Source organism: Dactylosporangium maewongense (assembly GCF_039531485.1).
GTDB classification, from domain to species: Bacteria; Actinomycetota; Actinomycetes; order Mycobacteriales; family Micromonosporaceae; genus Dactylosporangium; species Dactylosporangium maewongense.
Genome location: NZ_BAAAQD010000054.1, coordinates 13,959 through 36,067, shown reverse-complemented (window position 1 = coordinate 36,067; position 22,109 = coordinate 13,959). Strand labels below are relative to the sequence as shown.

The window sequence follows — 22,109 nt, the reverse complement described above, 5'->3', positions numbered from 1 at the left end:
GCCTGCGGGCGACGGGGGTTCGCTGCTCGGGCAGATCGGGGGTTAATCAACAGAGGTGGATCAGAGGTTGCCGGCCATGGCGGGCGCCGTCACCAGACTCGGGTCCTGGAGGACGGCTTCCAGCGCGAGTTGCGCCCCGCCGCGGCAGGCGGCCGTGAAGCCCAGCCGGGATCGGGTGACGGTGGTTCCCGGAAGCGCGGGCGTCATGACTCGACTGTCGAGTCGTTGCTGCACGCTGGGCACGAAGAAGTCGCCGAAGAACGCGAAGTAGCCGCCGAGCACGATGATCTCGGGATTCAGGATGTCGGCGAGGACGGCGAGTCCGTCTCCGAGGTTGACGGCGACTTCGTCCAGGGCGGTGCGGGCGCGCTGGTCGCCGTCGGCGGCTCGCTGCAACAGCTCCGACAGCCGTTCCTCGAGGTCGGTCGCCGGGTCGCGGACGGGGTCGCCGGGAGAGGTAGCGCGGTTCAGCAGCGCCGAGAGACCGACCACCGTCTCCCAGCACCCGGTGCGTCCGCAGACGCAGGGCTGGTCGGACGAGCCAAACCTGGTGTGCCCGATTTCCCCGGCGAGCCCGGCGTAGCCGCGCAGCGGTCTTCCGTTCGAGATGATGCCGCCGGCCACGCCGACCTCGCCGGTGATCAGGAGGAGTTCCGAGACGCCACGCTGGGCGAACTCGGCGTGCTCGGCGACAGCGGCCAGCCGCGCATCGTTCTCCACCTGCAGCCGGGGTGCGGACGTCGTGAGCCGTTGCCGGAGCATCGCCGCCAGCGGCACGTCGCGCCAGCCGATGTTCGGTGCGAAGACGACGTTGCCCTGCACCGCATCGACCACGCCGGGTGTGGCGACGCACATCCCGATCGGCTCGACACCGTTCGCCCGCACTGCTTCCAGCCCTTGCCGGGCGACCCGTTCGAGCACGCCCACCGCGACTTCGGCGCTCAACCCGCGAACGTCCACCCCGGCCCGGGTTTCGAAGACCACAGTGCCGTGGCCGTCGAGCGCGACGGCGCTGATGTAGTCGGCGTTCACCTCCAGACCCACGCCGCAGATGTTGCGCCCATCCATCTCGATCTCATGGCTGGGACGCCCGATCGCCTTGCCGCGGTCCACCTTGCCCTCGCGGACCAGACCGCGCTCGACGAGCTCGGTGATCAGGCTGGTGACGGTGGCCTTCGGCAGCCCGGTATCGGACGCGATCTGGCTGCGGGATCGGGCACCGTGGTCACGCAACAGCCGCAGGATCAGCCCGAGGTTGGTCCGTCGGGACGAGCCGCGATCGGCCACTGCAGTCGCATCGAACCCCACCGGCTCCACGGGCCCATCGGCCATCATCTGCACAACTCCTCCGTTGGTCCGCCTCAGCGCCGGACGGCACCGGGCCTTGACTTGGCGGGACTTAGTCTAAACAATGCTCGAACTAAGTTCGATCAGACGCTAGTCGAACAAAGTCCCCTCGGCAAGATGCCGACCGACCCGAACAGGCGGTATAGAAGACATGCCTCATCCGACACCTGCTCCACGCGCCGTCGCGGCCCTGGCTGCCGGCCTGCTCGCCCTCACGGGCCTCAGCGCATGTAACGGCTCCAGCAAGGAAGACGCCGAAGCCGGCTCGACGTTCACCTACTGGTCCATGTGGAAGGAAGGTGAGCCGCAGCAGAAGGTGCTGCAGGCGTCGATCGACGCGTTCACCACGCAGACCGGCATCAAGGTCGAGGTGCAGTGGGCCGGCCGCCAGGTGCTGCAGCAGGTCGTCCCCCGGCTCAACTCCGGCAACCCGCCGGACCTGACCGACCAGGACGCCAGTGCGCTGCAGAGCAACCTCGGCGCTGTCAACGGTGCGCTGGGCCTGGCGGACCTGTACGCCTCGCAGATCACCGGCGAGTCGGTGAAGATCTCCGACGTCATCCCCACGGCGCTGACCAAGAACGCCCAGACCAGCGACGGGCAGCCCATCGTCGTGCCGTACGAGGTCATCGGCACCTCGATGTGGTTCAACGGCAAGAACCACCCCGACCTGGTCGGGAAGCCGCAGCTGACCTGGTCCGAGTTCGTTGCCCGGCTGGACGCGCTGAAGTCACAGGGCCGGACCCCGATCGCCCTCGACGGTGACATCTCCGGGTACGTGACCTACTGGCTCACCTGGAGCATCGTGCGCCACGGCGGGGTCGGCCTGCTGAACAAGGCCTGCCAGGACAAGACCGGAGCCACCTGGAACGACCCGGCGATCCTCGCGGCGGCGAAAGACACCGCCCAACTGGTCAGCGGAAAGTACCTCCCGCCGGACTTCAACGCGACCAAGTTCCCGGCGCAGCAGACCGCATGGGCCACGGGCAGCAGCAAAACCGACTTCCTCCTGATGGGCACCTGGGCGCCCAGCGAGACCGGCGAGGCGTTGAAGAAGTCGGGCAAGGACGCGAACTCCGTCATCTCCTACCACTCGACGCCCTACCCGAAGGTGGACGGCGGCAAGGGCAACACCGCAGCTGAGGCCGGGGCGATCGGCTTCGCGATCCCGGCGAAGGCCCGCAACGCCGCCGCCGCGAAGAAGTTCATCCAGTTCTTCCTGAACAAGGACCAGATCTCCGCCATCGCCACCCAGGCAGAGAACCTGACGCCTCGGACCGACGTCCCCACGCCCGCCACGCTGAGCGACTTCGCCAAGGAGTACGCCGCCGCCAACGGCAACTTCTTCCTGACCGACGACAACTGCGGCGTGGTGGCCGCCCGGTGGGTCACCGACGTCTGGACGACGACGGCCACCGACTTCTTCAACGGCAAGATCGCCGGCGCCGACGCGCTGGTCGCCGCTCTCAAGGACAAGAGCGTCAAGTTCCACGCGAACAACGGCTGATGGGCATGTCCGTAGCCACAACACCGGTCCGGGGGCGGCGCAACCGCCCCCGGACCGGGGCCGACGGTGCACTCGCCCGCCAGCAGCGTCGGATCTACCTGCCGTTCATCACCCCCGCACTGGCGATCTACCTCGTGCTGTTCGTCGCCCCCGCGTTCTTCGGCGTCTACGTGAGCTTCCAACGGTGGCGGGGCGCGGGCGACCAGATGAAGCCCGTCGGACTGGCCAACTACCGCCGCCTGCTGGACGACGACGTCTTCAAGACCGCCTTCGTCAACACCATCCAGATCGTGCTGGCGTGCGGTGCCGGCATCTTCCTGCTGGCGTTCGCCGCGACCGTCTTGTTGCGCCGGATGCGTGCGAAGAAGGTCCTGCGGCCGGTGCTGTTCTTTCCCTACATCGTCTCGCCGATCGCGATCGGTGTGGCGCTGGGCCTGCTGCTGGCTCCGGACGGCCTCGTCAACGCGTTGCTGCGGGCGGTCGGGCTGGACGGCCTGGCGACCAACTGGCTCAGCCCCGACAACATCTTCAAGACCATCATGGTGGGCATCGTCTGGGTCAGCGCGGGCTTCTACGTCATCCTGCTGATGGCAGGAGTGGACCAGATCCCGGCGTACTACTACGAGGAAAGCGAACTGGCCGGCGCCAACGAGTTCCAGAAGTTCCGGCACGTCACGTTGCCGATGGCCTGGGACGTGGTGTCTGTGGCCGCGGTCCTGTGGGTCATCAACTCGATCAGGATCTTCGAGTTCGTGTACGCGTTCACCGGCACCGGCGACGCCCCGCCGGTGAGCTCCCGGACGCTCACCATCCAGCAGTTCCTCGTCTCCACCGGCGGCCGGAACCCGGCCTACGAACTGGGCTACGCCTGCGCGATGGGAGTCGTGATGGTCGTGCTCATCGTCCTGCTGGTGGGCCTGCTGCGCCGATTGATGCGCCGCGACGCGATCCAGTTCTGAGCACACCTGTGAGGACCCCGCCCATGCCTGAGCAGTTGACCGACAGCGTGGCATCCGCCGCGCCCCCTGAAACCCCTTCCCGACAACGAGCGGCACTCGGCCGGCACGCCCAACGGCCGCCCGGGCCGTTCCGCCTCGCCGGTGTCCCGATCCTGTGGATCTGGGCCGCCTTCAACGTCTTCCTGCTGCTCTGGGTGGCCATGACGGCCTTCCGGAACGGCTCGGAGATCTTCACCGACCCCTTCGACCTGCCGGACTCGCTGAACCCGGGCAACTTCACAGACGCGTGGACCGTCGGCGAGCTCGGCAGCTCGTTCCTCAACTCGCTGCTGGTCGTCTCGGCGGCATCGGCGACGGTGATCGCGGTGAGTGCACCCGCGGCCTACGTCCTGGCTCGCTCAGGCCGCCGGTCCAGCGGCCCCATCACCATGCTCTTCATCGCGGGGATGGGCATCCCGATGCAAGCGGTCATCATCCCCATCTTCGTGTGGATGCAAAGCATCAGCAGCGCCATGTACGACACCGTCGGCTGGTGGGACGACCGGATCAGTCTCTACCTCATCTACGTGGCGTCCTCCCTGCCGTTCACCGTGTTTCTGCTGACCGGGTTCTTCCGCACGCTGCCCACCGAGTTGGAGGAGGCCGCCGCTCTCGACGGCTGCTCCGGATTCCGCACGTTCCGCAAAGTGATGCTGCCGCTGGCCCGTCCAGGCATCGCCACAGCGCTGATCCTGGTCATCGTCTCGCTGTGGAACGAGACCCTGCTCGCACTCGTGCTCATCACCGACACCAGCAAATACATGTTGCCGCAGGCACTGCTCGGCTTGTACGGGACGATGCAATACACCTCGAACTGGGGTGGCCTGTTCGCCGGCATCGTCATCGTCGTGCTGCCCGTACTCGCGGTGTACGCCTGGCTCGGCCGGCGCATCGTCGAGGGTCTCACCGTCGGCGCCGGCAAGTAGCCCGTCCCTCCCCCTCATCCGCCACCCTGCCTGGCGAAAGACTGATTGGTATACCAGTGAGTGATCTACGGCTTGCCACCCTTGCGATGCCCACCGCTGAGGTCGGACCGGACAACCCGCTTCCCCCCTTGTTCGGCGGAGAAGACACCCACGCCGTCGCCGATGCCACCGAAGCCGACGACGAGATGCGCCAGAACATCGCCTACGGCAGGCTGCCATCGGTCATGCCGTACCTCCTGCAGGACGGCTACCACCGGATCCGGCAACCCGCTGAACACCGGGTCGCCGTGCTGGAGAACGAGGTGCTCCGAGCGACGTTCCTGCTGGACGTCGGCGGCCGGCTCTGGTCGTTGATCCACAAGCCGACCGGGCGGGAACTGCTGTTCCGCAACCCGGTGTTCCAGCCGGCGAACCTCGCGCTGCGCAACGCCTGGGTCGCCGGAGGAGTGGAATGGAACATCGGCACGATCGGACACTCGCCGACGACCTGCTCGCCGCTGCACGCAGCGCGAGTGCAGCGTCCGGACGGCACCCCCGTACTGCGGATGTACGAGTTCGAACGCATGCGACGCATCGTGTTCCAGATCGACGCCTACCTCCCCCGCGGGTCTCACGTGCTCCTCGTCCACGTGCGGATCGTCAACCCCAACGACCACGAGGTGCCGGTCTACTGGTGGTCCAACATTGCCGTGCCGGAGGCACCGGACGTCCGGGTGATCGCACCGGCGGACAGCGCATGGCACTTCAGCTACGAGCGCGTGGTTCGCCGCGTACCAATTCCCACGTCCGAAGGTTCTGACCGCACCTACACGACCCGCGCCCGCGCAGCCGCCGACTACTTCTTCGACATCGCACCGACGCAGCGGCGCTGGATCGCCGCCCTCGACGGCGCCGGCGAGGGACTCGTGCAAGCCTCCACACAGCGCCTGTCCGGCCGGAAGTTGTTCCTGTGGGGCCAGCACCCAGGCGGCAAGCGCTGGCAGGAATGGCTGTCCGAACCGGGACAGGGCTACCTGGAGATCCAGGCCGGGCTCGCCCGCACACAGTTGGAACACCTTCCACTGCCCGCCCGCACCCGCTGGTCATGGATCGAGGCATACGGACTGGTGACCGCGGACCCGGGCGCGACCCACGGCAGCGACTGGAGCCAGGCTCGGGCCGCAGTCGAGGCCGGTCTGGATTCCCTGATCACGCGCGAGCGCCTCGATGCCGAGCTGGCCGCCGCCGCCACATGGGCCGACGACCCGCCCGTCGAGACGCTCAGTCTGGGATCGGGGTGGGGGGCGCTGGAACGGCGTCACCGCGCGGCGGCCGGTGACGACTCCCTCGTCCTCGCGGCAACGCCGTTTCCCGACGACACGCTGGGTCCTGAACAGGAACCCTGGATCACCCTGCTCGCGTCCGGCCAGATGCCGGCAGCGGCATCGGGGGCACCGGGCACCGCACCGGTGTCGTACGAGACCGACGCGGCGTGGGAACCGTATCTGAAAGCTGCGGAGGGCTGGCTCGCGCGGCTCCATGAGGGCGTGCTGCATGCCGCCCAGGGCGACCTCGAGGCAGCCGAGAAGGCTTGGTCACGGTCGATCGAGGACACCCCGAACGCGTGGGCGTGGCGCAACCTCGGCGCCTTGGCGGCGCATCGCGGCCAGATGCCGGATGCGGTTCGCTACTACCTGCAGGCCCACCGGGTGGCTCCCGATCTGCTGCCGTTGGCTCAGGAACTGCTGGATGTCCTTGTCCGCGCGGATCTCCCCTCCCTCGCTCTCACGACGGTCGAGGGCCTGCATGCCGATCACCGCGCCGACGGCCGGGTGCGGATACTCGAGGCCCGGGCCGCGCTCAACGCGGGCGATGTTGACCGCTGCCGCGCCCTCATCGATGAGGGGATCGAGGTCGCGACCATCAGGGAAGGCGAGAACTCGCTCCGTGAGCTGTGGCACGACTGCCAGCAGCGCCGGACGGGCACCGGCGGGCCCGACAGCGTTGCAGGGCTGCCCAGGCAGAGGCCGGCACTGCCCGAGATCTACGACTTCACCTTGCACCCGGAAACCTCCCAACCCCAGGACCACGGCCGCAACATCCGATGACCTCGCCCCACACGCGGATGTGGCGTCGATGACGAGTACCGGCAGACACCAGCCGTCGTCCAGCTGACGGTGGATCAGGTGCGGGGCCGCCTGCAAGCAGTGCGATCCCGCGCCTGAGACTCACGTTGTCCCACAATTTCGCGCCGGTACCGGCTGGTTGGGCCGGGATCGCGGTAGCCCTGTTACCGGCGCCGCTGACCCCCAGCTCCTCGCGGGTGGCGGCGCATGTTACGGCAACGGCGGAGCGCGGAAACGGCGATTACCTCAGACGGTCGAGTGGCGTGCCGAAGGTACCAGCGTGGAATTGGACCGTGAGGTTGTGCCGCCGCGGCGCGGCTTCGTCGGTGCCCTGCTCGTCGTCGCGACGCTGCTGGCCGGGCTGGCCCTGTCCACCGGCGCGACGTATGTCGTACGTCGAGGCGAGAGCCGCTACGCCGGCCAGGTCATGGACCGCTACACGGAGGAGATCCGCCTGACCGTGGCGGACCGGGTGGCCCTCTACAGCGAAGCGCTCACAGACCTGGCTTGGGCTGTCGGCGCCTGGCCCGATTTGACCAGGGCAGACTTCAACCACATGACGTCTGGGTTCAACGCGATCCGATTCCCCGGGGCATCGGGCGTGGCGTTCGTCGTGCCCGCAGGCAACGCCGAGCTGGGGGGGACCCAGACCCAATGGCGGGATCGCGGCGAGCCGGATCTGCATCTGACACCCGGAGGGACTTCCAGCAGTCATGCCTTCGTCATTTTCGAGGAGGCGTTCGACAACGGCCCGGACATGAGCGGCGTCGACGTGTCGGCCGACCCCGCTGTTGCCGCGGCGCTGGACGCCGCCCGCCAGAACGGTGTCCTCATGTTCAGCCCGGTGTGCGAGGTCCCCCGAGATGCGGACATCGCGCCGGAACACCGGCAACACTCGGTGCTGCTCGGCGCGCCGGTCTATGCGAGCCAGGACTCGAGTTCGCGCCGAAGGTCTTCGAAGGCTGGATCACCATGAGTGTCCGCGGCATCGACTTCCTGAATCAGGCCTTGTCGAGTGTCCCTCACGATGCTGTACGCGTCAGTTTGTCGGACGCTGACGAGGAAATCGGGACGATTGGACGCGGCGTTCCGCTGCTCGATGCCGACCTTCAGCGTCGCGTCATCTTGAACGCCGGGCAACGGGAGTGGCAGCTGACGGTAGCGCCGACGACGAAGCTGCTGGCTACGGTCAGCCGCAACGCCAGCACCTGGACCCTGTTCGGTGGACTGGCTCTGACGGCAATGCTCGCCGCATTGATCGGCGTCCTCGCCGGCAGTCGGAGCCGCGCGCTGCGAAATGTCGACCGTGCCACCGCGGCGCTCCGGGAGGACATCGATCGGCGCCGCGCCGTCGAGGCGCGGTTGCGCGAACGCGAGGAAGAGCTTCACCATCTGGCATTCCACGATGCCTTGACCGGGCTGGCGAACCGTTCACTGTTCTACGAGTGTGTCGAAGCGGCTGTCGCCGCTGCCGCCAGTTCGGGGTCGAACCCAGCGATCCTGTTCATCGACCTGGACGGATTCAAGCTCGTGAACGATCCGCTGGTGACGCGACCACATCACCCTGATCGACGCCGCGCACCAGCAACTCGACGGACCGATCGTGCTGATCTGGGACGACCTGAACACTCACGTCAGCGCCGCGATGCGAAAGCTGATCGCCGCATGGGGCTGGCTGCATGTCATCCGGCTGCCCCGCCGCGTCGGTAATACCGGGCACTACAACGGCCACCGGCCACACCGATCGCTCGGCCAGCGACCACCGAACCCGCCACCGCAGGTCGTCGACCTCACCGCCGCCCGGGTCCAACGGCGTCCGATCCTCGGCGGCCTGATCAACGAATACTCGCAGGCTGCGTAGCCTGCGGCTGTATTCATTGCTCATGTCGGTGCCCATCAACCTGCGTCACGCCATGGCCCGTGCGGCTGACCATGCCGTCCAGCCCCGGGCGAGGATGTATGCGGCCAGCAGCATGAGCGTGACCGCGCCGTCGGCGATCAGGGCCGCGCGAGCGTCGGCGGTCTCGCTTCCGAAGGACAGCGCGGCGAGGCTCAGTCCGAGCTTGTTGAGGATGGAAAGCTCCCAGATCCCGGCGTAGAGCCGGGGCCGGTAGGCCAGCAGCAGGAACACGCCGGCGAAGACGCCGAAGCCGAGCATGCGCCACGTCTCGACCATGCGCGTGGCCGGTCCGGCGTCCGCGACGGTGCTGACCGCGCTGACCACCGCGACGACGGCGCCCAATGCGGCGAGGACGAGCAGGGCCTGCGCAACGCGGCCACGGACCCGCCTGGAGCCGGCGACGGCACCGACTGCTACGGATGAGGTACTAACAGTCATCTGTACTCCTTTTCTCGGCTAGGATCACTGCCGAAATCCTGACCCTAACGGTGTTAGGCTGCTAACCTAACACCGTTAGGGCGGCACGGAAAGGGCGATGTGAGATGCGTGCTCCACGTGTTGGCCTCGAATTGGTTGCCTCCGAAATGTTCGGGTCTTGGCCCATGGACGGCCGATGACGTCCCAGGCGCTGAGTCAGCTCACTCCGCGGGCCCGTGAGATTGTGCGGACCGCGCGCGAGCTTCTCGAGCGGGAAGGCCCTGACGCACTGTCGATGCGTCGCCTCGGCGCCCACCTCGGGATCCGCGCCTCGTCGATCTACGAACACGTCCGCGACAAGCAGGCGCTGGAGGCCGCGCTGATCTCAGTGGGCTTCGAGGAACAAGCCGAACTGTTCACCCGGGCCGTCGAACGGTCCGACGATCCGATCGCCTCCCTCACCGCCGCGTACCGCGACTTCGCCTGCCGCCAGCCGAACCTGTACCGGCTGATGACCGAAAGGCCCCTGCGTCGCGACCTGATCACTCCCGGCGTCGAGGAGGCAGCCGCGATGCCGCTGGTCAACGCAACAGGCGGCGATCTCGAACGAGCGCGGGCCATCTGGGCCTTCGCGCACGGGATGGTCATCCTCGAGCTGAACCATCGATTCCCACCCCACGCCGATGTCGACACCACATGGCGCAACGGAGTCGACGCGTTCCGCGGCACGCCCTGATACGCGGCGCCGCCACCCACCGACCCGGACCCGCGACCACGGCAATGACGACGCAAGAATTGCTGGCAGGCCGGTGCCGAGGGGCGGTTGGCGCCGCTCACCATAGTCAGCTCAAACAGCGACTCAGACCGATGCGCGGGTTACGCACCGACCGGACCGCGCAGACGATCATCGCCGGGCACGCGTTCATGCAGAACCTCCGCCGCGGACATTACGAACTCGGCGCCGACGCCCCGCGCGGGCTCCGCGTCGCCGCAGCGTTCATTGAACTCGCCACCGCCGCCTGAGGACCGAGCCGGCACTCGCTCGAACGCGCCCCCGATCGGCAAACGCAACAGCACCATCAGTGCCATCGGCCCGTCAGCCACGAGCCGCGAGCGTCCGGACACGCCTGCTCGAATTTAGTTATAAAACGTACATATAGAACATTTTTAAAATGGTTTCCAATTGGGAATTATTCCTACTCTTCTACCTATTTCGTATCCGCGGCGGGGATTACGACGTTTCTGCCGAACGAATCGGGGAAGCACTCGGCACCGCCGACCCGCCAACTGCCGCGACGGACACGGCGAGATGCGGCGATGGCGGAGCGCATACCTGTCTGACCCGACGATCGGAAATCCGGGCCGTCGCAGACTCCGGCCGTCCGAGTCAGACGATCCACACACAGGAAGGCAAGCACGGTCGTGAAATTCGCACTCAAGGCTGGCATTTGCGCGGCAGCTGCCGCGCTGGCGGCTGGAACGTTCGCCCCGAGCGCCTCGGCCCATTCGACCGACGAATGGCGCTCCAGGACACCGTTCATCAACCAGTTCAACAAGACCTCCGTCATCGCGTCGACGGTGCCGGCCAACGGCGACGTCAACCCGTACGGCGTCGCGGTGGTGCCACGCAGCAAGGACAATCTGCGCAAGGGCGAGGTACTGGTCAGCAACTTCAACAACGCCAACAATCAGCAGGGCACCGGCACCACGATCGTGCAGATCAGCCGCGACGGCAAAGTCCGCCTGTTCGCCCGGATCGACGCCGACAAACTGCCGGGCGCGTGCCCTGGCGGCGTCGGGTTGACCACCGCCCTCGTGGTCCTGCGTACCGGCTGGGTCATCGTGGGCAGCCTGCCCACCGCCGACGGCACCTCCGCGACGGCCCAGGCGGGCTGCCTGATCGTCCTCGACAGCAAGGGCAAGGTGCGCGAGACGTTCTCCGGGCACGGCATCAACGGCCCGTGGGACATGACCGCGGACGATGACGGGGAATCGGTCGACCTGTTCGTCACGAATGTCCTCAACGGGATCGTCGGCGGCGTACCCGCCACCACCAACCAGGGAACCGTGCTGCGCCTCGAGTTGAAGATCGAGGGAAGCAGGCCGCCGGCGCTGCGCAAGATCACGACCATCGGTTCCGGATTCACGGAGAAGACCGACCCGGATGCGCTGATCATCGGCCCGACCGGAGTCGGCCTGGGTAGGGACGGCACGCTGTACGTCGCCGACACCGTCGCCAACCGCATCGCCGCCATTCCGGATGCGGACGACCGCAAGACGAGCGCCGGCACCGGACGCACCATCACCCAGAACGGACACCTGTCCGGCCCGCTCGGGCTGGCGATCGCACCCAACGGCAACGTGCTCACCGTCAACAGCGGAGACGGGAACATCGTCGAAACCAACCCGTGCCAGAGGGCGCAGGTCGCGTTCCGCACGCTCGACGACCTCGGCGCGGGCGCCCTGTTCGGCCTCGCCATCGCACCGGAGAACCGCGGCGTCTACTTCGTCGACGACACCAACAACAGGCTCGACCTGCTCCACTGAGCCGCGGGAGCGACCATGAACACGTGCGCACCGACCACCGTGGCCGGTGCGCACGTGCCGCACAAACGAGCGCCACCAGGCACCGCAGGTTGCCGACTACTCATCCGCCCTGCTCATGCGGCGTGGTGGTATTTGGGCCACGCTGGTCGGCGCCGGGAGGGCGATCAGGGTGAACCGGCCCGCCAGATCGGGCAGGATCGTTCGCAGCGCGGCGACCGTCTGCGGCCCCGCGCCGTCGTGCAGGAGCACGACCCCACCAGGACGAGTTTTCGTCAGCACGGTGTTCACGACCGACTGGACCCCCGGGCCGCTCCAGTCCCGCGGGTCGACGGTCCACGAGATCGACGTCATGCCCAGGCCGGCCGCGATGCTCACGATGCCGGGCGACCAGTTGCCGCCAGGGGCGCGGAAGTAGCCGATCACCGCGCCGGGTGCGACCGCCCGGATCGCGTCGTTGGTGCGTTGCATGTCGGATCTGATCTGATCCGGCGTACGGGTGCGCAGCATCTCGTCGTGGCTCCACGAGTGGTTGCACAGGGTGTGCCCCTCGGCGACCATCCGCCGGACCATCTCCGCGCGCGCAGCGACCTGCCGGCCGACCATGCAGAACGTCGCCTTGACGTGGTACTGGGCCAGCAGGTCCAACACGGCGGGAGTGTCGTCCCACGGGCCGTCGTCGAAGGTCAGCGCGACCGCGTCCGACCCCGTCTTGCGCACCGTCCCAGCCGGACCGTCGCCGGTCACGACAACCGGCGACGACACGGACGGCGAGGCCACGGGGCTCGGCACGCTCGGTTGGACCGTCGGCTCCCGATGCTCGGCGACCACCGGCACCGCCGCGACCGGCGCGGCCACAGCAGGCGCCGGCGGGCCGCTGCTGCCGCGGCTGCCACCGAGCGTCAAGGTCAGCATCAGGATGGTCAACCCGAGCACGGCGATGCGTCGCAACGGCACGGAGGCACTCCAACTCGGTGGTCCATGCCGCCGAACCGGCATCCCCGCACCATAGCGATGGGTCGCTACGGTCGATGACCGGTACTTCCCACGGAGAGGCGCAGACCGCATGAGCGATGGGCATCGAGAGCTGGCCGAACAGCTGAGCCGGGCCGCGCAGACCCGGTCGGTGACGTTGCGCGACGTCGGGCTGGAGCCCGACTCGTACGATCTGCTGCGCACCGACACCCGGTTCGCCGACGTGGAGCGGCTCGCGCTGCACCACAACCAGCTCGGCGACAGCGGGACCGCGGCATTGGCGGCCAACCCCGCATTGACCGCCGTGACGCACCTGGAGCTGGTCGGCAACGCGGTCGGCCACGACGGCATCCGCGCACTCACCGACAGCCCGCTGCGCACCACCGTGACCCGGCTCGACCTCAGCGGCAACCCGGTGACGCCGGAAGGCTTCGATGCACTGGCTGACGCGTCGATGCCCGCCCTGCGGGAACTGGTGCTGCGCAACGTACGCTGCGGCGGGCTGGGCGCACTGTTGCGCGCGGCGGCCCTCGACAGGCTCACCCTGCTCGACCTGTCCGAGAACGACATCGCCGACCACGACCGGGAGTACGCCGACTGGGGCGGCCCGGCGGTCTACACGATCCCGGCCGACGAGGTGTGCGTGGAACTGCGCCTGCGGCTGGGGTACCGCCTGGATCTGTGACGCCAGCGCCTACTCGGCGCAACCGGACGCCTCGGCAAGAACACGCAGCGCGTTGCGGCGCCCCAGGTCGGTGGGTTCGGCGGCGGCCCGCTCCCGCAGGAGGTCCACTGTGGACGGATCGGCGGGCCACCGGCGGACCAGTGCCTCCCACACGCCGATCCGCACGGCACAGTCCGGGTCGGCGACGGCCCGCTCGCGCAGCATCGAGCGCACTTGCGGGTCGGCCGTCCAACCGGCGGCGAGGGTCTCCAGGCACGCGCGGCGCACCAGCGGCGACGGATCGTCGAGCGCGCGCTCGCGAACCAGCGCCACCACGCCGGGGCGGTCACGCCACAGGCCGGGACGGTACTCGTACGGCGGCGAATGCGAGGCCGACCCGGCAAGCACGTCGATCGCGCACCGGCGGACCTTATCGGCCGGGTCCGCGACGGCGCACCGGCGCAGCACCGCCTCGGTGCCGGGCGCGTCGGGCCAGCCGTGGGCCAGCCAGTACGCCGCCTCGTGCCGCACCGCGCTGTGTCCGTCCTCGCGCACGCGCCCGCGCACGTGCGCGCCCGCCCGCGGATGGCCCGGCCACAGCCGGGCCAGCGAGTTGACCACCTGCCGGCGCACGTTGTGGTCGGGGTCGGCCACGCCGCGCTCCAGCAGCCACGAAACGGTGCCCGGTTCGTCGCGCCAGCCGCTCGCGTACGCGGCGACGGCCTGGCGGCGAACGTAACCCTCCGGGTCGTCGACCGCCCGGACCCGCACCAGGGGCCGGACCCGCGGATCGGCGGGACGCAACTGCGCGAGCTGGACGAGCGCGGTACGCCGTAGCCGCCGCTCATCGGCACCGGTCGCCAGCGCGAACAGCCACTCGACCGTCTCCGGCTCCGCACGACCGCGGTGGGCGATGGTTTCGAGCATCGCGTCCCGGACGTCCCCGTCCGGATCGCCAAGGGCGCACTCGCGCAGCAACTCGCGGACGTCGGGGTCGGCGAGCCAGTCGCGAGCCAGGATGCTCAGCGCCCGACGGCGATCCCACGGCTCCTCGGCCAGGAACGCCTCTTCGAGCAGGGCATCCCGCCGCGCGTGCGCGGCCTCGTCCGCATCGCCCACGTACATGAGAATAATGGCCGCGCCACAGCCGCGAACCGCGCCGACGGCGGGACGCATCGCTGCCGCAACCGGGCCCGCCTGCAAAGCGGTCGACGCCGGTTCGAATCCGACTGTGGTCTCGCCCGATCGTGTGTCATCCACTACGGACTGTCATGGTTGCCCCGGCGGCACGGATGGTGCCTGGTCCGATCCGGTTGCGTCAGCGCACGGTCAGGTCCGATGTGCTGACAGGGCCGAGATCTCGCGCGGTCCGGGCGAGGGCCCGGATGGGGTCGGTCTCTGACTCGGTGTGCCACACCAGTGCGTATTCCAGTGCGCTCATGTCGCGCATCGGCACGAACGCGATGTCCGGCCGCATCCAGTAGCGGGTCACGTGGCTCGGGAAGAGCGTGACGATCTCCCCGGTGCTGATCAGGGTGAGATACTCCTCCTGGCTGCGCACCACCGGCCCGCGCTCGATGACCCTGCCCGTGCGGGTATGGGTGGGAAAGTAGCTGTCGAGCCAATACTCCGGAGTGGGCGGCGGCACCTCCGGCTGCTGAAAATCGCCCAGCGTTTCCAGCGGGATCGATGTGCGCCGGGTGAGTTCATGGTCGGCGGCCACGCCCAGGACCCGGGACTCGGCGAACATGATGGGGCCGACGGTGAGGTCGGGTTCCTCGACCGGGAGCCAGGCTACGAGGACGTCGATGTCGCCGTTGCGGAGCCCGGCGAACGGGTCGACGAAGGATGCCTGCTGGAGGCGCAGTTTCCAGCCCGTGTGGCGGGCCCGGAAGGTTTCCCAGACGGGGCGCAGGTCGTAGCCGTTGACGGGCAACATGCCGACGCGGAGCACGTGGGTGATCCCCTGGGCGGCGAGGTGAGCGCGTTCGAGGCCGGCGCGCAGGCCGTCGTAGACCGGCCGGAGGTCGTCGCGCAGCTGGCGGCCGAGCGGGGTGAGCCGGACCTGGCGGCGGTTGGAACGGTCGAAAAGGGCTCCGCCGATGCGGCGTTCCTGCTGGTTGATGGCCTGACTGATGCGGGCCGGTGAGACGTGCAGCCGCTCGGCGGTGCGCCCGAAGTGCAGCTCGGTGGCGAGGGTCAAAAAAATCTCGACGTCTCGTATTTCCATGCCTGCCTCCGGTCCGCGGTGGGACCAGCCTACCGGCCGACGCCTCCGAAGACGATCACGAACGCCACCGGGGCGGGGCGGGGGCTACGTGAACTCCGAGGTCAGCGCGTTGTGGTAACCCGGGTGTTACCGCAGAGCCGCCGAAGTCGTCGTTGATCACCACACGGTCCCTCGGCACAGTCACAACCATGCCCCTGGACATGACCGCGATGTACGCCACGCACGACGTGCTGCGTCGGGAACTGGAAGACATCGCCCGTGTCACCGTCCGGATCGACGATGATCCGAGGCGGGTCCTGCGAACGGCGGCCGGCTGGCGAATGTTCAAGCGAACCGTTCGCGGCCATCACCGTGCGGAGGACGAGGTGCTGTGGCCGGCGCTGCGCCGGCAGCTCACCGACCGGCCGAGCGAGCTGGTGCTGCTCGAGGCGATGGAGGCCGAACACGCGGCCATCGACCAGCTCATCGCCACGATCGACGAACTGCTGGCCGGTCCTGAAGCCTGCCTCGTCCAGCTCGGAGCTCTGGCCGATTCCCTCGTCACCGGCTTGCGAGGACATCTGGCGCACGAGGAACAGGCGGTGATTCCGCTGATCCGGCGGTCACTCCCCACATCGCAGTGGGCGGCCTTCGAGCAGGTCCACAGCGAGCGCAGCGGTGTCCCGCCATCCGGTCACGGCCGCTGGAGCCCGGATCCGTGCGGCTCTCCCGACAAGACCCGGCACGGCTCCCGTGATCGGCTTACCGATCCCTCCACATCCACATCCGCCATGGGCGTCCCTATCAGTGGGGATGCCCGAACGAACCCCTGGAGAGCATGATGCAGAAGTTCGACACCCCGGCCCCGATTGCCGCCGTACTGGACATCCCCGCAGGGCGCGTCCGGGTCGTCGCCGCCGATCGGGCCGACACCACGGTCGAGGTCCTGCCCGCGGAAGCCTCGAAAAGCCGCGACGTGAAGGCCGCGGAGCAGACCACCGTTGCATACAGCGACGGGGTCCTGCGGGTCGGGACCGCGACGCAGAACCAGGTCCTCGGCCCCTCCGGATCCGTCGAGCTGACGGTTCGGCTTCCCACCGGCTCGCGGATCGAGGCGAAGGCGGCCGCCGCCGAGTTCCGCGCCGTGGGACGGCTCGGCGACGTCATCTTCGACGGCGCGCACGGCGCGGTCGAGCTCGACGAGGCCGCGAGCGTGCGCCTTGTCGCCCACGCCGGCGACATTTCGGTCGGCCGTCTGGGCGGCCCCGCGGAGATCAGCACCCAGAAGGGCGACATCCGCATCACCGAGGCCGTGCGCGGCACGGTCGTGCTGCGCACGCAGCACGGTGCGATCTCGGTCGGCGCCGCGCACGGAGTCTCGGCCTCCCTGGACGCCGGCACTTCTTCCGGCCGGATCCGCAACACGCTCAGGAACTCCGAAGGTGCCGCCGCCCAGCTGAACATCCGTGCGACCACCGAATACGGCGACATCACCGCCCACAACCTCCCGGCCGACGACGTGGCCGGCGGGCAGGATCGTCCGGAGTTGCAGCAGATCCTGGAGGCGTTCGTCGACGCCGGCTTCGGCAGCGCGGAGATGCACATCCACGACGAGCGGGGCGACTGGGCCGGCCGCGCCGGAGTGAGCAAGCTGGGCGAGACCGCCGAGACGCCGGCGAACGGGCAGGTCTGGGCGGGCAGCGTCCTCAAGACGTTCACCGCCACCGTGGTGCTCCAGCTGGTGGGGGAGGGCAAACTCGGGCTGGACGACCCGGTGGCCGACCACCTGCCCGAGCTCGGACTGGACGAGCGGATCACCGTCCGGATGCTGCTGCAGCACACCAGCGGGCTGTACAACTACACAGGCGAGCCCGACCCCGACGGGACGTTCGTGATGGGGCTCCCCTCGCAGGGCAAGGAGTGGGTGGATAATCGATTCCACACGTACCGGCCCGAGGAACTGGTGCGGTTCGCGCTGGCCAAGCCGGTGCGGTTCGAGCCGGGCACCGACCAGAGCTACGCCAACACCAACTACGCGCTGGCTCTGCTGCTGATCGAGAAGGTCACCGGTTGCTCCTACGCCGATCAGGCGCAGCGCCGGATCCTCGGGCCGCTCGATCTGTCCGACACCGTCGTGTCGGCCACCTCGCCGGATCTCCCCGGGCCGCACGCCCACGGCTACTACCGCTACCAGGACGCCGGCGAGTGGAAGGTGGCCGACGTCAGCCGCCAGAACCCCTCCCTGCTGGCCGGCGCCGGTGACCTGATCTCGACCGCCGGCGACCTCCGCACCTTCATCACCGCGCTGCTGGGCGGCAAGCTGCTGCCGGCCCCGCTGCTGGCCGAGATGCTCACGCCGCACGGCAAGTTCGGCCTCGGGCTGGGGCTGTGGGTGCAGGACCTGGGCCCGGGCAATGGCACGATCGTGCACCACAACGGCGGCGCTCCGGGCGGCTACGGAGCGCTGATGATCAGCAGGCCCGACGGCAGCAAGACCCTGACCGCCTCGCTGACCATCAGGGACATCGACCCGGCAGCAGTGTTCCCCAAGGCGTTGGCCGGGCTGATCGAAGCGGTGTTCTGCGACCGGCAGGCCCGGCAGGCTCAGCCGACGGACTGAGCGCCCAGCGGCCAGGCATTGAGGTGGCGTCGGGTCATCGGATTGTGGGGTCGATGAGGATCTTCGCGTGGACCTCCGGGTCGGCCAGGGTGGTGAACGCGCCGTCGACGCCGTCCAGGCCGACGTGGCCGGTGACGATGGGCGAGACGGCGAGCTTGCCGTCGGCGAGGGCGTGCAGGGTGTCGCGGAACTCCAGGGGTGTGTAGCCGACGACGAAGCGCAGGTCGAGGTCCTTGTTCACGGCCAGGGCGGGGCGGAACGCGTCGGCGCCCATGCAGACGCCGACGACGACGATGCGGGAGTGCAGCGGCGCGGCGGCCAGGACGGAGTCGATCATGCCGGGCACGCCGACGCACTCGAAGACCACGGGGCGTTTCGGGCGGGTCGCGCCGAGCCGGTCCAGGGCGCGCCACGCGGTCCACCATGGCACGGGCAGGCGGTGGAGGCCTTCCATGGCGTCGATGCCGGCGGCGTACTCGACGGGCATCGCCGTCACGAAGCCGTGGCCGTCGAGCGCGGACCACGGCGAGCCGGTGGCCGGGTCGACGACGACGTCGGCGCCGCAGCGGGTGGCCAGGGCACGGCGGGCCGGCGAGTAGTCGCTGGCGACGACGGTGGCGACGCCGCGGGACTTCAGGACGGCGATGACCGCGAGGCCGACGGGGCCGCAGCCGAGCACGACCGCGACGTCCTTCTTCGTCACCTCGGCGCGGTTGACGGCGTGCCAGGCGACGGCGAGGGGTTCGGTGAGGGCGGCGATGTCCGGGGCGAGCCCGTTGGGCACCGGCAGGGTGAGCGACTCCTGCACGACGACGTGTTCGGCGTAGCCGCCGGGGGCGTCCGCGGACAGGCCGATGCCGTCGACCTGCTGGTCGCGGCGCACCAGCGGCACCGCCACGACCGGCGTTCCGATGCGGATCCGGCCCGTCGTGGAAGGACCCCGTTCGACGACGTCGCCGTAGATCTCGTGGCCGAGCACGACCTGTTGCGCCGGCCGCAGGTACCGCGGATAGCCGCACACGGCGAGGACGTCGGCGAGCTCGTCGGCGTGTTTGCGGGCGTGCAGGTCGGAGCCGCAGATGCCGCACCGGCGCACCGCGAGCAGCAGCTGCCCGGGGGCCGGCCGCGGCCTCGGGAGCTCGGCCACCTCGAGCCGGCCGTCGGTGAGCGTGACCGCCTTCATCGGGCGTCCTCCAGGGTGTACGCGTCCGGGCGCCACCGGATGGCCTGGCGGCGGAACCGGAAGGTCCAGTCGGGGTAGATGGTGGCGTTGCGGCCGTTGGCGTCCTGGTAGAAGGTCCGGCAGCCGCCGACCTCCCACACCGTGCCGGCCATCTTGCGGTCGATGTCGCTGTTGTACGAGTCGTGCGCCGCCCTGGTGACCTCGATGCTCCCGGCGCCCGCCTTCGCGAGCGCGGCGACGGCCAGGCGGACGTGCTCGGCCTGCGCCTCGATCATGTACACCATCGAGCTGTGGCCGAGGCCGGAGTTCGGGCCGAGCATCATGAAGAAGTTCGGGAAGCCGGGCACGGACACGCCCAGGTACGCGCGGGGTGACCCGGCCCAGACGTCGCTCATCAGCGCGCCGCCGCGGCCGCGGACCTTGTCGGCGAACGGGATGTCGGTGACGTGGAAGCCGGTGCCGAAGATGATGGCGTCGACGTCGCGCTCCACCCCGTCGGCGTCGACGACGCTGTGCTCGCGGATCTCGCGCAGCGCCCGCGGCACCAGCTCGACGTTGGGCCGTTGCAGCGCCGGGTACCAGTCGTTGGACGGCACGATCCGCTTGCAGCCGAGGGTGTAGTCGGGTGTAACCGCGCGGCGCAGCTCGGGGTCGGCGACCTGCCGCTCCATATGCTTGCGCGCCACGCCTTCCAGCGCCTTCATCAGCCGGGGGTACTTGGCCATGCCGAGCACCAGCAGCTCCTTGCCGGCGTAGACCTTGCCGCGCTCGAACCGCTGCTTGCGCGGCCGTTTCCTGTAGGCCGCCCGTTCGGCGTCGGTGATCGGGCGCTTGTCGTGCGGCGTGATCCACGGGGCGCTGCGCTGGAACACGTACAGCGTGTCGGCCTGCTTCGCGACGTGCGGCACGTACTGGATCGCCGACGCCCCGGTGCCGACCGACGCGACCCGCCTGCCGGTCAGGTCGTAGCCGTGGTCCCAGCGCGCCGAGTGCATCGTCGTGCCGCGGAACCGGTCGATGCCGGGGACGTCCGGCAGTTTCGGCTCGGTCAGTGGGCCGACGGCGCTCACCAGTACATGAGCGATCCAATCCCCTTCGTTGGTCGTGACGTGCCAGCGCTGCTCGGATTCGTCCCACCGCGCCGCGAGCACGTCGACGCCGAAGCGGAGGTGCGGCAGCAGCCCGAACTGTTCGACGCAGCGCCGCAGGTACACGCGGATCTCCGGCTGCGGTGAATACGTCGACGACCAGTCGGGGTTGGGTGCGAACGAGAACGAGTAGAGGTGTGACGGCACGTCGCAGGTGCAGCCGGGGTACGTGTTGGACTGCCAGACGCCGCCGGTGTCCGGCTCGCGCTCGAGGATGACGAAGTCCGTCTTGTCCGCCAGCAGGGCCCTGGCGACCGCGATGCCGGAGAAGCCGCCGCCGACGATGAGCACGGTGGTGTGGTTCATGCGGTCGCCAGCATCGCTTCGCGGTCCGCCTGCACGGAGCGCGCCGCCAGCAGCATGCCGGCCGCCGCGACCGCGAACGCCAGGGGCACGGCGATCATCATGGCGGTCTTCAACCCGTTCGCCTCCGCGGTGGCGGACGCGCCCGGGCCGGCGATCGCGTCGGAGACGATGCCGACGACGATCGGGCCGCCGGCGCCGCCGAGCAGGTAGCCGACGGCGGACATGAGCCCGATCGCGCCGGAGCGCTGCTTCGGGCGGATCACGTCGGCCATGACCGGGACGGCGGCGGCGAGGTAGATGATGCCGAGCAGGTACCCGACGCTGAGCAGCAAAACCAGCAGCCACAACGCGTCCGCTCCGGCGGCCAGCCCGCCGGCGGTGCACACGGCCGCCCCGGCGAGACAGGCGACGGCGACGTGGACGCGGGCGGCGGCGGACCTGCGGGCGGCGGCGTCCAGCAGCCGGCCGCCGACGAGCAGCCCGGCCAGGCCGGTGACGCCGATGACGATCCCGCCGACCGCGCCGGCCTCGACCAGGTCCAGCCCGTAGTACCGCTGCAGGACCGGGGTGAGGAACGTGCCGATGGCGTACGCGGCGAAGTTGTACCCGGCGAACGCGATGATCAGCCCGTAGACGGACCGGACACTTCTGATTTTCTGCATTTCCTGGCTGTTGTCCTGCGCTGGCTCGGCGGCGCCCCGCTCCGGTTCCCGCACGCGCAGGACGAGGAACGCCACCAGTACACCGGGAACAGCCGCGATCAGGAACGGCGCGCGCCAGCTGTCGAAGGCGACGGCGAGCCCGCCCGCGGTGAAGAACGCCAGCAGCGTCCCGATCGGGAAGCCGAGCATGAAGACCGCGTTCGCCCGGGAGCGCCGTTCGCTGGGGTACAGGTCGGACAGCAGCGAACCGGTCGCCGGTGAGTAGCTCGACTCCCCCACGCCGACGCCGACCCGGGACGCCAGGAACCCCCAGAAGCTGGTCAGCACGCCACCGGCCGCCGTGAACAGGCTCCACGCGAACAGGCCCCAGCCGGCCACGGTCTTGCGGGGGATCCGGTCGGCGAGCCGCCCGAGCGGGACGCCGGCGATCGCGGCCACGAGCACGAACGCCGAGGCGAGGATCCCGACCTGCGTGTCGTCGAGGCGGTACTCCTCCTTGATCGGTTCGAGCACGACCGCGGGCAGCGCCCGGTCGTAGAAGTTCAGCAGGTTGCCGACGAACAGCAGCGTGAGGATGTACGCCCTGTTTGCCATCCTT

The 22,109-nt window shown here is 69.2% G+C and carries 19 protein-coding genes and 1 pseudogene; 12 read left to right on the top strand and 8 right to left on the bottom strand.

Features of this window, described 5'->3' with window-relative positions:
• Positions 1-60: 60 nt before the first annotated feature.
• Positions 61-1,335 carry an ROK family transcriptional regulator gene (locus ABD332_RS57790; RefSeq protein ID WP_344515347.1) on the bottom strand — a complete coding sequence of 425 codons (1,275 nt, stop codon included), beginning with the start codon at positions 1,333-1,335 and terminating at the stop codon, positions 61-63.
• Between the two features lie 163 nt (positions 1,336-1,498).
• On the opposite strand from ABD332_RS57790, the gene ABD332_RS57785 reads away from it, so the two are divergent.
• The 6 genes from ABD332_RS57785 to ABD332_RS57760 all read left to right on the top strand — a co-directional run bounded on the left by ABD332_RS57785 (position 1,499) and on the right by ABD332_RS57760 (position 8,593).
• A complete protein-coding gene (locus tag ABD332_RS57785) occupies positions 1,499-2,854 on the top strand; it encodes an ABC transporter substrate-binding protein (protein WP_344515325.1) in 1,356 nt (451 codons plus the stop codon).
• Positions 2,855-2,859: 5 nt separating this feature from the next.
• Complete coding sequence (locus ABD332_RS57780; RefSeq protein ID WP_344515323.1) at positions 2,860-3,813, top strand: carbohydrate ABC transporter permease; 954 nt, start codon at positions 2,860-2,862, stop codon at positions 3,811-3,813.
• A gap of 23 nt (positions 3,814-3,836) precedes the next feature.
• Positions 3,837-4,778 (top strand): carbohydrate ABC transporter permease, encoded by a 942-nt coding sequence (locus ABD332_RS57775; RefSeq protein ID WP_344515321.1) that lies wholly within the window; start codon positions 3,837-3,839, stop codon positions 4,776-4,778.
• 86 nt (positions 4,779-4,864) lie between these two features.
• On the top strand, positions 4,865-6,865 hold the full coding sequence (locus ABD332_RS57770) for a DUF5107 domain-containing protein (RefSeq protein WP_344515319.1): 2,001 nt from the start codon (positions 4,865-4,867) through the stop codon (positions 6,863-6,865).
• A 298-nt stretch (positions 6,866-7,163) separates the two neighbouring features.
• Positions 7,164-7,859, top strand: coding sequence for a CHASE domain-containing protein (locus tag ABD332_RS57765; protein WP_344515317.1), 696 nt, complete (start codon positions 7,164-7,166; stop codon positions 7,857-7,859).
• Complete coding sequence (locus ABD332_RS57760) at positions 7,856-8,593, top strand: diguanylate cyclase (RefSeq protein WP_344515315.1); 738 nt, start codon at positions 7,856-7,858, stop codon at positions 8,591-8,593. The genes ABD332_RS57765 and ABD332_RS57760 overlap by 4 nt, the downstream gene beginning before the upstream one ends.
• A 196-nt stretch (positions 8,594-8,789) precedes the next feature.
• On the opposite strand, the gene ABD332_RS57755 is transcribed toward ABD332_RS57760, so the two are convergent.
• Positions 8,790-9,221, bottom strand: a complete 432-nt coding sequence (locus tag ABD332_RS57755) for a hypothetical protein (protein WP_344515313.1) — start codon at positions 9,219-9,221, stop codon at positions 8,790-8,792.
• A gap of 175 nt (positions 9,222-9,396) precedes the next feature.
• Between ABD332_RS57755 and ABD332_RS57750 the strand changes: the two genes are divergently transcribed.
• The 3 genes and pseudogenes from ABD332_RS57750 (at position 9,397) to ABD332_RS57740 (ending at position 11,747) form a co-directional block, all read left to right on the top strand.
• Positions 9,397-9,936: a TetR/AcrR family transcriptional regulator gene (locus ABD332_RS57750; RefSeq protein ID WP_344515311.1), complete on the top strand. Its 540-nt coding sequence runs from the start codon at positions 9,397-9,399 to the stop codon at positions 9,934-9,936.
• A gap of 95 nt (positions 9,937-10,031) precedes the next feature.
• Positions 10,032-10,223 (top strand): annotated as a pseudogene (locus tag ABD332_RS57745) (DDE-type integrase/transposase/recombinase); the annotation flags it as partial.
• A gap of 399 nt (positions 10,224-10,622) precedes the next feature.
• Positions 10,623-11,747, top strand: a complete 1,125-nt coding sequence (locus ABD332_RS57740; RefSeq protein ID WP_344515310.1) for an NHL repeat-containing protein — start codon at positions 10,623-10,625, stop codon at positions 11,745-11,747.
• Positions 11,748-11,843: 96 nt separating this feature from the next.
• Here the strand turns inward: ABD332_RS57740 and ABD332_RS57735 are convergent, their stop codons facing one another.
• Entirely contained in the window at positions 11,844-12,701 is an 858-nt protein-coding gene (locus ABD332_RS57735) for a polysaccharide deacetylase family protein (RefSeq protein ID WP_344515308.1), read from the bottom strand.
• Positions 12,702-12,810: 109 nt separating this feature from the next.
• Between ABD332_RS57735 and ABD332_RS57730 the strand changes: the two genes are divergently transcribed.
• Positions 12,811-13,404: a leucine-rich repeat domain-containing protein gene (locus ABD332_RS57730; RefSeq protein WP_344515306.1), complete on the top strand. Its 594-nt coding sequence runs from the start codon at positions 12,811-12,813 to the stop codon at positions 13,402-13,404.
• A 9-nt stretch (positions 13,405-13,413) separates the two neighbouring features.
• Here the strand turns inward: ABD332_RS57730 and ABD332_RS57725 are convergent, their stop codons facing one another.
• Positions 13,414-14,643, bottom strand: coding sequence for a HEAT repeat domain-containing protein (locus ABD332_RS57725; RefSeq protein WP_344515304.1), 1,230 nt, complete (start codon positions 14,641-14,643; stop codon positions 13,414-13,416).
• A gap of 58 nt (positions 14,644-14,701) precedes the next feature.
• Complete coding sequence (locus ABD332_RS57720; RefSeq protein ID WP_344515302.1) at positions 14,702-15,613, bottom strand: LysR family transcriptional regulator; 912 nt, start codon at positions 15,611-15,613, stop codon at positions 14,702-14,704.
• Positions 15,614-15,801: 188 nt separating this feature from the next.
• Here ABD332_RS57720 and ABD332_RS57715 point away from each other — a divergent pair, with 188 nt between their 5' ends.
• Positions 15,802-16,434: a hemerythrin domain-containing protein gene (locus tag ABD332_RS57715; protein WP_344515300.1), complete on the top strand. Its 633-nt coding sequence runs from the start codon at positions 15,802-15,804 to the stop codon at positions 16,432-16,434.
• Positions 16,434-18,212: a serine hydrolase gene (locus ABD332_RS57710; RefSeq protein ID WP_344515298.1), complete on the top strand. Its 1,779-nt coding sequence runs from the start codon at positions 16,434-16,436 to the stop codon at positions 18,210-18,212. Before ABD332_RS57715 ends, ABD332_RS57710 begins: the two co-directional genes overlap by 1 nt.
• A gap of 34 nt (positions 18,213-18,246) precedes the next feature.
• On the opposite strand, the gene ABD332_RS57705 is transcribed toward ABD332_RS57710, so the two are convergent.
• The 3 genes from ABD332_RS57705 to ABD332_RS57695 are packed head-to-tail and all read right to left on the bottom strand — an operon-like array spanning position 18,247 to position 22,105.
• Entirely contained in the window at positions 18,247-19,395 is a 1,149-nt protein-coding gene (locus ABD332_RS57705) for a zinc-binding dehydrogenase (protein WP_344515296.1), read from the bottom strand.
• The gene (locus ABD332_RS57700) at positions 19,392-20,849 is read right to left on the bottom strand and encodes a flavin-containing monooxygenase (protein WP_344515294.1); all 1,458 of its coding nucleotides are present in this window, start codon (positions 20,847-20,849) and stop codon (positions 19,392-19,394) included. The genes ABD332_RS57705 and ABD332_RS57700 overlap by 4 nt, the downstream gene beginning before the upstream one ends.
• Positions 20,846-22,105, bottom strand: a complete 1,260-nt coding sequence (locus tag ABD332_RS57695) for a spinster family MFS transporter (RefSeq protein ID WP_344515292.1) — start codon at positions 22,103-22,105, stop codon at positions 20,846-20,848. The genes ABD332_RS57700 and ABD332_RS57695 overlap by 4 nt, the downstream gene beginning before the upstream one ends.
• Positions 22,106-22,109 lie beyond the last annotated feature (4 nt).